13 protein-coding genes are annotated in these 14,660 nt (G+C 65.0%); all 13 read left to right on the plus strand.

Features of this window, described 5'->3' with window-relative positions; all coding sequences use genetic code 11:
* A partial coding sequence (locus tag G315_RS0105790; protein WP_019612090.1) for an NAD-dependent epimerase/dehydratase family protein occupies positions 1-519 on the plus strand: 519 nt, incomplete at its 5' end.
* Positions 520-692: 173 nt separating this feature from the next.
* On the plus strand, positions 693-1,367 hold the full coding sequence (locus G315_RS0105795) for a type 1 glutamine amidotransferase domain-containing protein (protein WP_018144359.1): 675 nt from the start codon (positions 693-695) through the stop codon (positions 1,365-1,367).
* An 89-nt stretch (positions 1,368-1,456) separates the two neighbouring features.
* Positions 1,457-2,209, plus strand: a complete 753-nt coding sequence (locus tag G315_RS0105800; RefSeq protein WP_018144358.1) for a TetR/AcrR family transcriptional regulator — start codon at positions 1,457-1,459, stop codon at positions 2,207-2,209.
* Positions 2,210-2,290: 81 nt separating this feature from the next.
* Entirely contained in the window at positions 2,291-3,400 is a 1,110-nt protein-coding gene (locus G315_RS0105805) for an efflux RND transporter periplasmic adaptor subunit (protein WP_018144357.1), read from the plus strand.
* Between the two features lie 15 nt (positions 3,401-3,415).
* The gene (locus tag G315_RS0105810; protein WP_019612091.1) at positions 3,416-6,514 is read left to right on the plus strand and encodes an efflux RND transporter permease subunit; all 3,099 of its coding nucleotides are present in this window, start codon (positions 3,416-3,418) and stop codon (positions 6,512-6,514) included.
* 318 nt (positions 6,515-6,832) lie between these two features.
* On the plus strand, positions 6,833-8,257 hold the full coding sequence (locus G315_RS0105815; protein WP_018144355.1) for a form I ribulose bisphosphate carboxylase large subunit: 1,425 nt from the start codon (positions 6,833-6,835) through the stop codon (positions 8,255-8,257).
* A 68-nt stretch (positions 8,258-8,325) separates the two neighbouring features.
* Entirely contained in the window at positions 8,326-8,658 is a 333-nt protein-coding gene (locus tag G315_RS0105820; protein WP_018144354.1) for a ribulose bisphosphate carboxylase small subunit, read from the plus strand.
* Positions 8,659-8,819: 161 nt separating this feature from the next.
* Complete coding sequence (locus G315_RS0105825) at positions 8,820-11,768, plus strand: CsoS2 family carboxysome shell protein (RefSeq protein WP_026182022.1); 2,949 nt, start codon at positions 8,820-8,822, stop codon at positions 11,766-11,768.
* Between the two features lie 165 nt (positions 11,769-11,933).
* Positions 11,934-13,343: a carboxysome shell carbonic anhydrase gene (locus tag G315_RS0105835; protein ID WP_018144351.1), complete on the plus strand. Its 1,410-nt coding sequence runs from the start codon at positions 11,934-11,936 to the stop codon at positions 13,341-13,343.
* 17 nt (positions 13,344-13,360) lie between these two features.
* Positions 13,361-13,612, plus strand: a complete 252-nt coding sequence (locus tag G315_RS0105840; protein ID WP_017940626.1) for a carboxysome peptide A — start codon at positions 13,361-13,363, stop codon at positions 13,610-13,612.
* A 4-nt stretch (positions 13,613-13,616) separates the two neighbouring features.
* Positions 13,617-13,949, plus strand: coding sequence for a carboxysome peptide B (locus G315_RS0105845; protein WP_018144350.1), 333 nt, complete (start codon positions 13,617-13,619; stop codon positions 13,947-13,949).
* A 45-nt stretch (positions 13,950-13,994) separates the two neighbouring features.
* Positions 13,995-14,294 carry a BMC domain-containing protein gene (locus G315_RS0105850; protein ID WP_012982275.1) on the plus strand — a complete coding sequence of 100 codons (300 nt, stop codon included), beginning with the start codon at positions 13,995-13,997 and terminating at the stop codon, positions 14,292-14,294.
* A gap of 31 nt (positions 14,295-14,325) precedes the next feature.
* A complete protein-coding gene (locus tag G315_RS0105855) occupies positions 14,326-14,619 on the plus strand; it encodes a BMC domain-containing protein (protein ID WP_012982276.1) in 294 nt (97 codons plus the stop codon).
* Positions 14,620-14,660 lie beyond the last annotated feature (41 nt).

Raw genomic sequence — 14,660 nt, forward strand, 5'->3', positions numbered from 1 at the left:
CATACCTACAGCCATCTCTACGACCTGCCGGTGACCGGACTGCGCTTCTTCACTGTCTACGGCCCCTGGGGCCGCCCGGACATGGCGCTGTTCATGTTCACCAAGAAGATCCTGGCGGGCGAGCCGATCGACGTCTTCAACTACGGCCACCACCGGCGCGACTTCACCTATATCGACGACATCGTCGAGGGCGTGATCCGCACCCTGGATCACGTGGCCCCGCGCAATCCCGACTGGAACGGGGCCGAGCCCGACTCGGCCACCAGCGCAGCCCCCTACCGCCTGTACAACATCGGCAACCACGAGCCGGTGGAGCTGATGCGCTACATCGAGGTGCTCGAGGACTGCCTGGGCAAGAAGGCCGAGAAGAACCTGCTGCCGTTGCAGCCGGGGGACGTGCCGGACACCTATGCGGATGTCGAGGCCCTGCGTCAGGACGTGGGCTATGCCCCCGCGACCGCGGTGGAAGACGGCATTGCGCGCTTCGTCGAGTGGTATCGCGAGTACTACCGCCTTTGATTCCCAGCCCGCGGCCATCCGGCCGCGTGGTTCTTCGGCTCTCTCGTTTGCTTGATCCTTCCGCGTCTGTTTTTCGCCGTCAGACTCGCTGCTCGTTCACCCAAGCCTTGCACACCAGGAACCTGTAGCCGGCCGGCGAGTCCACCGGAGACATGGATGCAAGGAGACAAGGGATGAGCCAGACGATCCTGATGGTAGTAACCAGTCACGGCGAGATCGCTCCAGGCCAGGCGACGGGCGTATGGTTCGACGAGTTCGCCGAGCCCTATGATCGCTTTCGCAAGGCGGGTTTCGAGGTCAAGGTGGCCAGTCCGAAGGGCGGCCCCGTGCCGCTGGATCCGAAAAGCCTGGAGGCCAGTCATGCGGGCTCCGCGGCGGTGGCCGCGCAGGAGGCCCTGGATGACACCATCGCGCTGAATGACCACACGAACCATGGGGCCTATGCCGCGATCTTCTTTCCCGGCGGTCACGGCACCATGTTCGATCTGCCGGACAACCCGCATGTCCAGCGCCTGGTCGCGGAATTCATGGACAACGACAAGGTGGTTGGCGCCGTCTGTCACGGGCCGGCCTGTCTGGTCGGTGCGATGCTGGCGGATGGCACTTCCGCGGTGAAGGGGCGCAAGGTGGCGGCCTTCACCAACAGCGAGGAGAAGGCGGTGCAGCTGGACACTGCGATGCCGTTCCTGCTGCAGGACAAGCTGCAGGAGCTCGGCGGCGAGGTGGATACCGCCGACGACTGGGCCGATCACGTGGTGGTGGACGGCAAGCTGGTGACCGGGCAAAACCCGCAGTCCAGCAAGAGTGTCGCCGACGCGATCGTGCGGCTGTTGCGCGAGACGGGCTGAATACTCGAATCGGGGGGCCGGGGCATGCTGTCCCCGGCCTTTTTCGGGACCTAACTCGAATCGGGTTCAAAAAACGTAGTGGGTTCGATATGCTGAGCGCCATGACTACCGGGGATCGCAAACGCCGCGAGCGCGAGACGCGCGAGGCGCTGTTCATCGAGCGGGCGCACGAGCGCATCCGCGAGGACGGCCTGCTGGCCCTGCAGATGTCGAAGCTGGCGGCGGACTGCGAGTACGCGACCGGTACGCTGTACCAGCACTTCGAGTCGAAAGAGGACCTGCTGGCGGCGGTCGCGGCACGCACCACGCTGCAACGGGCGGCGCTTTTCCGGGCCATCCCCGAGCTCTCCCTCGGCACGCGCTCGCGCATGCTGGCGATCGTGCTGACCGACATCGATTTTGCCGCGCAAAACCCCGACTACTATCGCCTGACCCAGTACCTGGTGACCGAGGTGGTCTGGGCCAATGTGTCGGCTCCGCGCCGCATGGCATTGCTGGAGGCCGGGAAGCCGATCAGCGAGGCGGTGCATGCGGTGGTGGCCGAGGCGCGTGACCGCGGCGACCTGCCGCCGGCCCGCGAGATCTCCGAAGACGAGATGGGGCTGGGCCCCTGGGCGCTGAACGTGGGGATGCAGAGCCTTGCCAATGCGCAGGGGTTGCTGGATGCCTACGACATCCATCGGCCCTATGACCACCTCATCCGGCATTTCCATGCCCTGATGACCGGCTGGCGCTGGGAGCCGCGGCTGGATCCGGACGAGCCCACGGTGGTTCGGGCGGAGACGGCGCGCGTGCGTGCCGCCCTGCGCGATGCAGGTCTCTGCGACCCGGGCGCTGTTTAGAGTCCGGCGACGGGCGAGTCTGTTGAACTCATTTCATGATGCCGGTGGGAATGCCCCCGCCGGTGTCTCCAGGAGACCCTGATGAAGCGTTTTATCCTCATGCTGGTGGCGGTGGCCATCGTGCTCGGCGGTATTTTCGGCTTCAAGGCCTTTGTCGATCAGCAAGTCGCAGAGTACTTCGAAGACATGCCGGAGCCGGTGGTGACCATCAACGCCGCCGAGGTCACGACGGACTCTTGGACTCCGCAGGTGCGTGCGATCGGTAGCCTGGAGGCCGTGCAGGGCGCGACCCTGAGCTTCGAGGCGCAGGGCATTGTCCAGGCGATTCACTTCGAGAACGGGGCGCGGGTCGAGACCGGCGATCCACTGGTCGACCTGGATACCACCCTGGACGAGGCCGAGCTCGAAAACTTGCGGGCCGGCGAGCGCCTGGCGCGCCGCGAGCTGGAGCGCGCCAGGGGCCTGATCGAGCGCAACGACATCTCGGATTCGGAATTTCAGCGCCGGGTCGCCGAGGCCGAGCAGGCCCAGGCCTCGGTGAGGGCGCAGGAGGCGCGCATCCGGCAGAAGAGCCTGCGCGCGCCGTTCGCTGGCGAGCTGGGTATCCGCGAGGTGAGCGTCGGGCAGTTCGTCGGGCCCGGGGATCCGATCGTGGTGCTGGAGGCGTTGCAGCCGCTGTATGTGAATTTCACCCTGCCGGAGCGCCGCCTGGGCGAGATCGCCCTGGGTCAGGACGTCCGTGTGGAGGTGGATGCCTTTGGCGAAGAGTTCACCGGCAATGTCACGGCCATCGAGCCGCGGGTCCGCGCGGCCTCGCGCATGTTCCGCGTGCAGGCCGTCCTGGGCAACGAACAGGGTCGCCTGCGTCCGGGGCAGTTCGCCCGGGTGACGCTGGATCGCGGCGAGTCCGAGGAGGCGGTGGTCGCGCCGCAGACCGCGATCCGGTTTGCGCCCTGGGGGCAATCGGTATTCGTGATCGCGGAGGATGACGAAGGCCAGCTGCGGGTGGAACAGCGCCTGATCGAGACCGGCGCGCGCCGCGGTGATCTGGCGCAGGTCCTTGACGGGCTGGAGCCGGGTGAGCGTATCGCGGCCAGTGGCCTGCTCAAGCTGCAAAACGACTCCCCGGTCGAGATCACCGAGGATGCCCAGCCCGACGCCGAGCGCGACCCGCGCCCGGCGAACCGCTAGAGCGGGGTCGCTGGCATGCGCTTTACCGATATCTTCATCCAGAAGCCGGTGCTCGCCACGGTGGTGAGTCTGTTCATCCTGTTGTTCGGGGTGCGCGCGGTATTTGACCTGAACGTGCGCCAGTTCCCCGAGGTGCAGAACGCGGTGGTGACCGTCAGCACCGCGTATATCGGCGCGGATGCCGATCTGGTGCAGGGCTTCATCACCACGCCGATGGAGCGCGAGGTGGCCGAGGCCGAGGGGATCGATTACCTCGTCTCCACCAGCCGCGCGGGGATCAGCATCGTCGAGGCCCATCTGGAGCTGGACTACGACCCCAACGTGGCCCTGACGCAGATCGCCGCCCAGGTGGACAAGATTCGCAGCGACCTGCCGGCGGAGGCCGAGGACTCGGTGGTGGATCTGTCCGTGGGCCAGGACGTGGCCGCAATGTACATGTCGTTCTACTCCGAACGGTTGTCCAACAACCAGACCACCGATTACCTGATCCGCGAGGTGCAGCCGGAACTGGCGACCATCAACGGCGTGCAGCGTGCCGAGATCCTGGGTGCCCAAAGCTTTGCGATGCGCGCCTGGCTGGATGCCGATCGCATGGCCGCCTTTGGTGTGACTGGGCGCGACGTGCGCGAGGCTCTGGAGCGCAACAATGTGCTGTCCGCCGTGGGGCAGACGCGGGGTTCCATGGTTGGGCTGGACCTGACCGCGGATACCGATCTTGAGCGGCCGGAGGAGTTCGAGCAGCTGATCCTGTTCGAGGCCGACGGTGACCTGGTGCGCCTCGGCGATGTCGCCGAGGTCGAGCTGGGCTCGGAAAGCTACGACACCTCGGTGCGTTTCAATGGCCAGGCCGCGACCTTCGTCGGCATCGAGCTGGCGCCGGACGCCAATGCCCTGGACGTGATCGCCGAAGTCCGCGACGTATTCGACGAGCGCATCCTGCCGCGGCTGCCGTCGGGGCTGGAGGGCGAGATCGTCTATGACTCCACCGACTACATCCAGAGTGCGATCGACGAGGTGCTGGTGACCATCGGCCTCGCCCTGGCGATCGTGCTGGTGGTCATCTACCTGTTCCTCGGCTCGCTGCGCAGCGTGATCATCCCGGCCGTGGCGGTGCCGCTATCGCTGGTGGGCACCTTCATGTTGATGCTGCTGATGGGGTTCTCCCTGAACCTGCTGACCCTGCTGGCGATGGTGCTGGCGATCGGCATCGTGGTGGATGACGCCATCATCATGCTGGAGAACATCTCGCGGCATATCGAGGAGGGCATGTCGCGCATGGACGCGGCGATCCAGGGTGCGCGCGAGCTGGCCTGGCCGATCGTGGCGATGTCGACCACGCTGGTGGCGGTGTTCCTGCCACTGGGCTTCATTGGCGGGTTGACCGGGACGCTCTTCATCGAGTTCGCGTTTACCCTGGCGGCGACCGTGGTGATCTCCGGCATTGTCGCGATCACGCTGTCGCCGATGATGTGTTCGAAGATCCTGCGCGATGGCGCCACCGAGAAGCGCGGACGGATCGAAGGCTGGCTGGATGCACGCTTCGACTCCCTCCAGCAACGCTATCGTCGGCGCCTGCATGGGGCGCTGAATGACCGCTTCACCATCGCGGTGTTCGGTGCCATCGTGCTGGTGTCCTGCTACTTCCTGTTCGTCACCTCGCAGAGCGAGCTGGAGCCGCCGGAGGACCAGGGCTTCGCGTTCTCCATCATGGAGGGCGACGCCTACATGGGCCTGGACTGGCTGGAACGCAACACCGAGTTGACCGACCGCTTCTTCGACGAAATCCCGGAGCTCGATAACATCTTTATCGTGAACGGTTTTGGCGGCGGCCCGGGGATCGCCGGTGCCGGCAACCAGGCCCTGGGCGGTTTCGTCCTCGCACCCTGGGATCAGCGTGATCGGGATACCGAGACCATCCTGCAGGAGGAGCTGCAGCCACGCCTGGACCGCATCCCGGCGCTGGAGGTGTTCGCGATCCAGCCGCCGCAGCTGCCCACTCCGGGCGACGGTGCACCGGTGAGTGTGGTCCTTGGTTCCACCGGTTCGTTCGAGGAGCTGGAGCAGTTCGCCAGCGAGATCATGCAGCGGGCGATGGCGACCGGGCGCTTCATCTTCATGGACTCCGATCTCGACTTCGATCAGCCGCAGGTGGATCTCAAGATCGACCGCGAACGCGCCGCCCAGCTCGGGATCGACATGGCCACGCTCAATGCCGATCTGGCAACCATGCTGTCTGGCGGGTTTGCCGGGCGCTTCGCGATGGAGAACCGCAGCTATCGCGTGATTCCTCAGGTGCAGCGCAGCGAACGCCTGAATCCGGAGCAGCTGGAAGAGTTGTTCACGCGTACCCGTGACGGCGAGCCGATCCCGTTGTCCAGCATCGTGACACTGGAAGAAACGGTGACCCCGCGCTCGCTCAAGCGCTTCCAGCAGCTCAATGCCGTGACCCTGTCGGGCGTGCCGCGGCCGGGCGTGACTCTGGGCGAGGCGCTGGACATCGTCGACGAGATTGCCGCCGACGTGCTCCCACCGGATGTCAGTGTCGACTATGCCGGACAGTCGCGTCAGCTGAAGGCCGAGGGCAGTGAGCTGGTGGTCACCTTCTTCTTTGCCCTGTTGGTGATCTTCCTGGTCCTGGCTGCTCAGTTCGAGTCCTTCCGCGACCCGTTGATCATTCTGACCACGGTGCCGATGTCGATCGCCGGGGCACTGATCTTCATCAGCCTTGGGGTGACTTCGCTGAATATCTATACCCAGGTGGGCCTTCTGACCCTGATCGGCCTGATTGCCAAGCACGGCATCCTGATCGTGGAGTTCGCCAACCAGCTGCAGCGCCAGGGGCGGACGCTGCGCGAGGCGATCGAGGAGGCGTCGGCCCTGCGCCTGCGGCCGATCCTGATGACCACCACCGCGACCGTGGTGGCGATGGTGCCCTTGCTGATGGCCGCCGGGGCCGGCGCCGGCTCGCGTTTCGCGATGGGCCTGGTGATCGCGAGCGGTATGGCGATCGGGACCCTGTTCACCCTGTTCGTGGTGCCCGCCATCTACCTCTACCTGGCGCGGGATTACCATGCCGCCGGTGACGGAGAGCCTGCCACTGCCGCCACGTCCTGATGCCCGGACTCGTGGGCTGTGTGACGGGGCGTTCCCGGCGGCCCGTCACAGGGCCTGTGCGGTGGGTCGCGCCAAAGGCATGCACAGGCTACGGTCTTCGACTACAATCGACCTCCGCAATCCGTCGCGGTCGGTGTTTCGATGCCTGGCTGCACCATTGCGAACCCGAACCCCTGCCGGTCAGTGGCCCTCCCGCTGTCCGGCTTTTATATAAACGATTGTCTATCGGTCGCATCTAGATTATTTATTTGTTATTAGTGATTGCCCTCCCTAATCTAGGCGACCATCACGATTAACCAACGCGTAGGAGAAGGCCACATGTCTGCCGCCAAGAAGTACTCCGCGGGCGTCAAGGATTACCGCGAAACATACTGGATGCCCGAATACACGCCGCTGGATACTGACCTGCTGGCGTGTTTCAAGATTACCCCGCAGCCCGGTATCGACCGCGAAGAAGCTGCCGCCGCTGTGGCAGCCGAGTCCTCCACCGGTACCTGGACCACGGTGTGGACCGACCTCCTGACCGACATGGATTACTACAAGGGTCGGGCGTACATGATCGAGGACGTCCCGGGTGACGACGAGTCCTTCTACGCGTTCATCGCCTACCCGATCGACCTGTTCGAAGAAGGCTCCATGGTGAACGTGTTCACCTCCCTGGTCGGTAACGTGTTCGGCTTCAAGGCCATACGCATGCTGCGCCTGGAAGACGTGCGCTTCCCGATCGCCTACGTGAAGACCTGTGGTGGTCCGCCCATGGGTATCCAGGTCGAGCGTGATCGCCTGAACAAGTACGGCCGCCCGATGCTGGGTTGCACCATCAAGCCGAAGCTGGGTCTGTCCGCGAAGAACTACGGCCGTGCCGTGTACGAGTGCCTGCGTGGCGGTCTCGACTTCACCAAGGACGACGAGAACATCAACTCCCAGCCGTTCATGCGCTGGCGTGACCGCTTCGATTTCGTCCAGGAAGCGACCGAAAAGGCCGAAGCAGAAACCGGCGAGCGCAAGGGTCACTACCTGAACGTCACCGCGCCGACCCCGGAAGAGATGTACAAGCGTGCCGAGTACGCCAAGGAAATTGGCGCGCCGATCATCATGCACGACTACATCACCGGCGGTTTCTGTGCCAACACGGGCCTGGCCAACTGGTGCCGCGACAACGGCATGCTGCTGCACATCCACCGTGCCATGCACGCGGTCATCGACCGTCATCCGAAGCACGGTATCCACTTCCGTGTGCTCGCCAAGATCCTGCGCCTGTCCGGTGGCGACCACCTCCACACCGGCACGGTGGTCGGCAAGCTGGAAGGCGACCGCGCGGCGACGCTCGGCTGGATTGACCTGCTGCGTGAATCCTTCATCCCGGAAGACCGCTCGCGCGGCATCTTCTTCGATCAGGACTGGGGTTCCATGCCGGGTGTGTTCGCCGTGGCCTCCGGTGGTATCCACGTCTGGCACATGCCGGCCCTGGTCGCCATCTTCGGTGACGACTCCGTGCTGCAGTTCGGTGGCGGCACCCTGGGCCACCCGTGGGGCAATGCTCCGGGCGCGACCGCCAACCGCGTGGCCGTCGAAGCCTGCGTCCAGGCGCGCAACGAGGGTCGCGAGATCGAGAAGGAAGGCAAGGAGATCCTGACCCAGGCCGCCCAGCACAGTCCCGAACTGAAGATCGCCATGGAAACGTGGAAGGAAATCAAGTTCGAGTTCGACACCACCGACAAGCTGGACGTCCAACACAAGTGATCGTCCGTGTGCGGGCGGCCTGAGTGGCTGCCCGCACCTTCAGAGAACAAGCGCATAGGATTAACGACATGTCCGATATTCAGAACTTCAAGCCGGTGCAGAAGTACGAGACCTTCTCTTACCTGCCCGAGATGAACGCCGATCAGGTTCGCCGTCAGATCGAGTACACGATTGCCCAGGGCTGGAACCCGGCGGTCGAGTACAGCGAAAAAGAACACGCCATGTCCAACTACTGGTACATGTGGAAGCTCCCGATGTTCGGCGAGCAGTCCGTCGAGGCCGTGCTGAGCGAGATCGAGCAGTGCCGCCGTGCCAACCCCGGCATGATGGTTCGCTTCCTCGCCTACGATAACTATGCCCAGAGCCAGGGCACGGCCTTCGTGGTCGATCGCGGTCGCTAATTAGGGCCCGGTACCTGCCGGGTCCGCCTTCGGGCCCGGCAGTTCAGTAAAGCGTTATTTACCGTTGCTGCCGCCAACTGTAAGGAAGTGCCATGAGTAATCCGACATCTGCGTCTGAAGGTCTCTCGGGGCGTGAACGTGCCCTGGAACGGCGCAAAGCCATGTCTCGCAATGGCAAGGCTGCCGTGAAGTCGACCGACCAAACCAAAGGGAGCAGCCGCTCCGCTGGGGCTGCGCGAGATGCGCGCCAGGCGAAGGCGGACCCTGCCCCGGCACCCCAGGCGCGGGAGCCGGAGATGCACTCCAGTGAATCCTCGTCGCAGGTCTCCGTCGAGACCCGCGAAACCACGCCCGAGCGCCGCCCGGAACCGGGCGCGCACACGGGTGTCTCGAATGGGCGCCAGGCCGCCCTTGAGCGGCGCCAGAAGATGGCGCGCCAGGGCAAGAAGGCTGTGGGCCGAACCAATACGCGTGCCCAGGCCGCGGGTGGCATGGCCCCCGCCGGCGCCGAGCGTTCGCGCCAGCTGGAAGCCCTGGCCCAGTCGCAGAACGTCGAGGTCGACTGCTCGAACATGAGCGGTCGCGAGATCTGCCGCCTGCGGCGTCAGGCGCTCTCCACGGAAGGCAAGAAGGCCGTTGCGCCGGAACCGCGCCGTGGGGATCGCATCAAGGGATCGGAGCCGGTGGCTGCGCCCACCCAGGAATCCAAGAAGGATTGTGGTTGCGGCTGCAAGGGCGAGAAGGCCGAGCGCGATGCGTCGGTCAACACCGCCCCGAGCCGCGACGCCGCGGTGGTCGAGAGCGGCTTGGACCAGCTGTGCCACAAGGTCGACTCCGGGGGCGAGGCCGCCGGCCCGCATCCGATGATCTCGGAGGTTCGCGCGATCTGCATGGCGCGCCGGGATGCCATGGCGCAGAGCGGCAAGAAGGCCCAGCGTCGGCGTTTTAACGGCGGTCAGGCTCGCGGCACCATGCCGCAGGAAGGCGCCTGGAAGGCCGCCAAGCGCCAAGGGATGTCCGCCCGCGAAGTCGCTCGGCAGCGCCGTGAAGAACTGTGCAAGCTGGGCCGTGGCTCGGCCGAGCCGGGGCGTCCCTGTGGCCGGCCGCGGCCCGTCGAGGGCGATGCGCCGCCGAAGGTTGAAGAGGGCACCACGCTGGCCGGCAGCCATGTAAGTGGCACGCAGGTCGAGCGCACCTCGGGCGTCACCGGCACGGAGGCAGGCAGCTGCTCTTCGATCACCGGCACCGAATACCTCGGGGTGGAGCACTACGAGCGGTACTGTGGTGCGCGCCCGGCCGGCAATCCGCCGAAGGTTGGCACGTCGCACACCGCGCACGGTCAGTCGGTCAGTGGCACCGAAGTTGGGCGGTCGAACCGTGTGACCGGCGACGAGCGTGGGTCCTGCGAGACGATCACCGGCACCGAGTATCTCAGTACCGAACAATACGAAGGCTTCTGCGGCACGCGTCCGCAGGCCGGTCCGGCCCGCACGAGCGTGATGGTCACCCGTCACGGTGAGGGCGTGTCCGGCACTTCGGTCGGGCGCAGCCCGAGCGTGACCGGCGACGAAGCCGGCGCCTGCCGCGATGTGACCGGTACCGAATACCTGAACACCGCGAACAGCGAGGTTCCCTGCAACACGGGAAAGTCGAACGGGGCGCCGGCCAAGGTTGGCGTAATGCATACGCTTCGCGGTCGTGAACTGACCGGGTCCGAAGTCGGACGCTCCGTCAACGTCACCGGCAACGAATATGGCGGCTGCAAGCCAGTGACCGGAACCGAATATCTCGGCACCGAGCAGTTCCAGGGCTTTTGCGGCACGCGCCCGGAACCCGCAGCGGCCAAGGTCCAGGAGTCGCACACCATGGAAGACCAGAGCGTGACCGGTGTGGCCGTGGGACGTAGCCGGCATGTAACCGGTGACGAGCGCGGGTCCTGTGCCTCGCTGACCGGTACGCCGTATTACAACAAGTCCGACTTCGGCGATCTGTGCGAGCGCCCGGACGCCGGTGGCGTCCCCAAGGTGGGCGTAATGCACACCCTGCGAGGTCGCGAGGTTTCCGGTACCCAGGTGGATCATTCGATCCACGTGACGGGTGACGAATATGGTGGTTGCAAGCCGATCACCGGCACGGAATATGCCGGCTCCGAGCACTATGACGCCTTTTGTGGCGGTCATCGCCCGGAAGCCAGCCCGGAGAAAGTGACTGTGGGTCGTACCTGGAATCAGCAAATTGTGTCCGGCTCGGCGATCGGGCGTTCCTCGCGCGTCACCGGTGACGAATATGGCGCCTGCAAGCCGGTGAGCGGCACGGCCTATATCGGTCCGGATCAGTATGACCAGTTCTGCGACACGCAGGATTCGAACGCGGCCGGTACGCGGGTGGCCGAACGGCACTCCACGCCGGGGCATTCGGTGTCCGGCAGCCAGCCGGGTTACGACAAGCGCGTGACCGGTACCGAACGGGGCGCCTGTCAGGACGTGTCCGGTTCCCCGTATGTGGGCGGTAACGAATTTGCCAAGAGCTGCGCCAGTGCCGCGAGCAGTCTCCATCCGCGTCTGCGCCCGGAAGGGATGGGCATGCAGGCCGCGCCGGCCCAGCCAGTGGCGCAAGCCGCTTCTCGCCCGATGCCCAACGCCGGCTTCAGCGTGGACACCCCGGCGCGGGTCGCCGCAGAGCGTCGGGAGCGCGTGACGGGGACCGCCTACGGCAGTAGCGGGAGCGTGACCGGGTCCATCAACAAGGCGATGGGTCTGGTGTCCGGCACCGAAGAGTTCCGGTATGGCGCCAGCAAGCAAGCAGCGGTCGTCGAGCCGGTGGAAGAAGGCGAGAAGGTCGGCGCCAACCGGGTGACCGTGAACGGCAGCAGCAATGGCGTCTCCATTACCGGCGACGACTGGGGGCGCGGTGACCACGTGACCGGGACCGAGGGCCTCTCGACGCGGCGCAACCAGACGCAGAAGGGCAATCCGCGTGGTGAAGGCCGCAGCGCGTATATCAATCGGGAACTCGAGCGCAAGGAAGTGCCCCCGAGCAGGATCACGGGTTCCTCCGGGAACAGCGACGCCGGTTCTCTGGTGACGCTGTCCGGCGGGGCGCGCGGTTAAGGACAGGCGAGGACTCTGAAGAACGTCATGGTGCGTGGTCGCCGCAAAAACAGCTCCATGGGCTCACGCTTCGCGAAGTCCCGGATTGCGGCTGCGCGCGCAGCGGCGCCGAGCACTGCGGACCCGGTGTCCGCGGTGCCGGCCTGCGGCTCGTCGTGTCCGGACATGACGCGTGAACTGACCGCGGGGCATGCGTTGGCGGATGTCCCGATGAACGAACGGCTGCACGCCTTCGAGCAGGGGTTCCGCGAGCGCTTTGCGCAGCTGGTTCCAGTGCTCAAGGAAGTGCATGCGCTGCAGCACGAGCGCGACTTCGAGGCGCGGGCGCAGGCGATCGTCGAGGAGCGCCTGGGGTACCAGCTGCCGCAAAAGGCGCTGGAGGATGCCTGGATCAACGATCTGGATACGCGCGAACTGTATCTGCACGGAACGTTCGAGCTGTTCGATCAGGTGGTCAACGAATACTGGGCGGGACGGGATGACCTGGTGGCCGAAGCGGATAGCGCGATTGCGTATTTCCTCGACTGCGACTTCCACGAAGTGGACATCTCGCCCTGCTCGGACGGGCGCCTGCTGGGCCTGCGGCGCTTCATCCTGCGCCTGCCTGATCTCGCGGTACGGGTAAAGAGCTACGCCGGGGCGCAGTTCGACATCGAGGAGGATGTGCGTCACTGGACCAAGCGCGAACTGCTGCGCTTTCGTGAGGGCCGGCCGACCACGGCCGATGTCCCCAGTCGCTATCTAAAGATTGCGGCCTACCACTACAGTGGCGCGGATCCGCTGCACCAGGGCTGCGCGGCGCACGGCAACAGCGAGCGCGATGCCGCGGACGGTGCCTTGCACCAGCTGCGCGCGTTTCGTCAGGCGATCGAGAACACCTACTGCTGTGGGGCCTCGGTCGACACGCTCCTGATCGGGGTGGATACCGATACGGATGCGATCAAGATTCACATCCCGGATGCGGACACGCGCATGAGCCTGTACCGCTTCGTGGAAAGCGCGGAGCTGTACCGGGCGACCCAGGGACTGGACGAACAGACCGCATCGCTGCGGGTGTATCAGGCGATCCAGGATGCGATTCACCAGCAGGGCTGGGGACGCGGTAACGGCGCGCCGCATGAAGGGATGCTGCGACTGATCTCGCGGCTGCTGTTGAGCAACATTTCGCAGCTGGATTATGTGGCGCGCTATCACGGCGGCCACTACGCCGATGTCGGCCACCGCGAGCGCGTGATCATCGTGGGCCAGGAGATCGAGGAGATGCAGGTTCGCAACTTCGCGTACTTTGCCCACCTGGAGACGATGGAAGAGGGCGCCGAGGGGATGGATGTCGGCGTGAACAAGATTTTTCGGAAGCTGAATGTCGAGCGCGGCCTGCCGATTCCGGTAGTGGTGCATTATCGCTACGACCGCAAGGTGCCGGGATCGCGGGAGCGGGTCGAGGCGCGTTGTCGCCGGATTCGCAACACGATCATGGATCGCTATCGCGACCTGGCTGAAAAGGGCCTGATCGGCTGCCACATGGTGATCCGCGACAAACGCAGCGGTAGCCGTCTGGAACCACTGGCCGCCTGACGCACACGGGAACGGGAATGAAGATCTGCAAGGTTGAGAAGACGCTGGTTTCGACCAACCGCATCCGCGATCTGGGGCACCGGCCGTTGCTGGTGGTTCAGGAAAAGGCGGGCGGGCCGCGCACCGTGGCGGTCGATGCGGTCGGCTGCGTGCCCGGGGACTGGGTCATCGTGGTGGGCAGCTCGGCGGCGCGCGAAGCGGCCGGTGACAAGTCCTACCCCAGTGACGCGACGATCGTCGGGATCATCGATTACTGGGAGGAGCAGTAGCTCCATGGAAATCATGCAGGTGCAGGATGAACTGGTGGTAACCCGTCGCGTCGACGGGCTGAGCACCATTTCGCTGCGCGTGCTGGTCGACCAGAAGGGCGCGCTCAGTGTGGCCGTGGACCCGGTCGGGGCGCATCCGGGCAACTGGGTGTTCACCATCAGCGGGTCGGCCGCGCGGCTTGCGCTGGACGACAACACTATCCAGACCGATCTCACGATCGGCGGCATCATCGACCACTGGGACGATGGTGGTAAGAAGACGGAAGGGTCGAAGGACGAGGCAGGACAAGACCAGACCGATGCACAGCGCTCTGCTGGTTCCCGCAAGGCGGCGTGAGCGTCATTTTTGTTTTAAAAAACCGTAAATCCAGGAGAGAAGACAATGGCAACTGAACGTTTTGGTGTGGCGCTGGGCATGATCGAGACCCGTGGTCTGGTACCGGCGATTGAAGCGGCCGATGCAATGACCAAGGCCTCCGAAGTGCGTCTGATCGGTCGCCAGTTCGTGGGTGGCGGCTACGTGACCGTGCTGGTCCGTGGCGAAACCGGTGCCGTGAACGCCGCTGTGCGTGCCGGTGCGGATTCCTGCGAGCGTGTGGGTGACGGCCTGGTGGCCGCGCACATCATCGCCCGCGTGCATTCCGAAGTGGAAAGCATCCTGCCCGAGCAGGTTGAAAAGTAAATCATCAGTAACGCTTGATAGGAGTTGAGTAATGGCTAGCGAAAACTTTGGTGTGGCCCTCGGCATGATCGAGACCCGCGGTCTGGTCCCGGCGATCGAAGCCGCGGACGCAATGACCAAGGCTTCCGAGGTGCGTCTGATCGGGCGTCAGTTCGTGGGCGGTGGTTACGTGACCGTGCTGGTCCGTGGCGAAACCGGTGCCGTGAACGCCGCTGTGCGTGCCGGTGCGGATTCCTGCGAGCGTGTCGGTGACGGCCTCGTGGCTGCCCACATCATTGCTCGCGTCCATTCCGAGGTGGAGAACATCCTCCCGGAAAAGCCGTAACTCACGGTAGTCGAACGCCGTCGGGTCCGTAATGGGCCCGA

Source organism: Thioalkalivibrio sp. AKL7 (genome assembly GCF_000381705.1).
Lineage (GTDB): Bacteria > Pseudomonadota > Gammaproteobacteria > Ectothiorhodospirales > Ectothiorhodospiraceae > Thioalkalivibrio > Thioalkalivibrio versutus.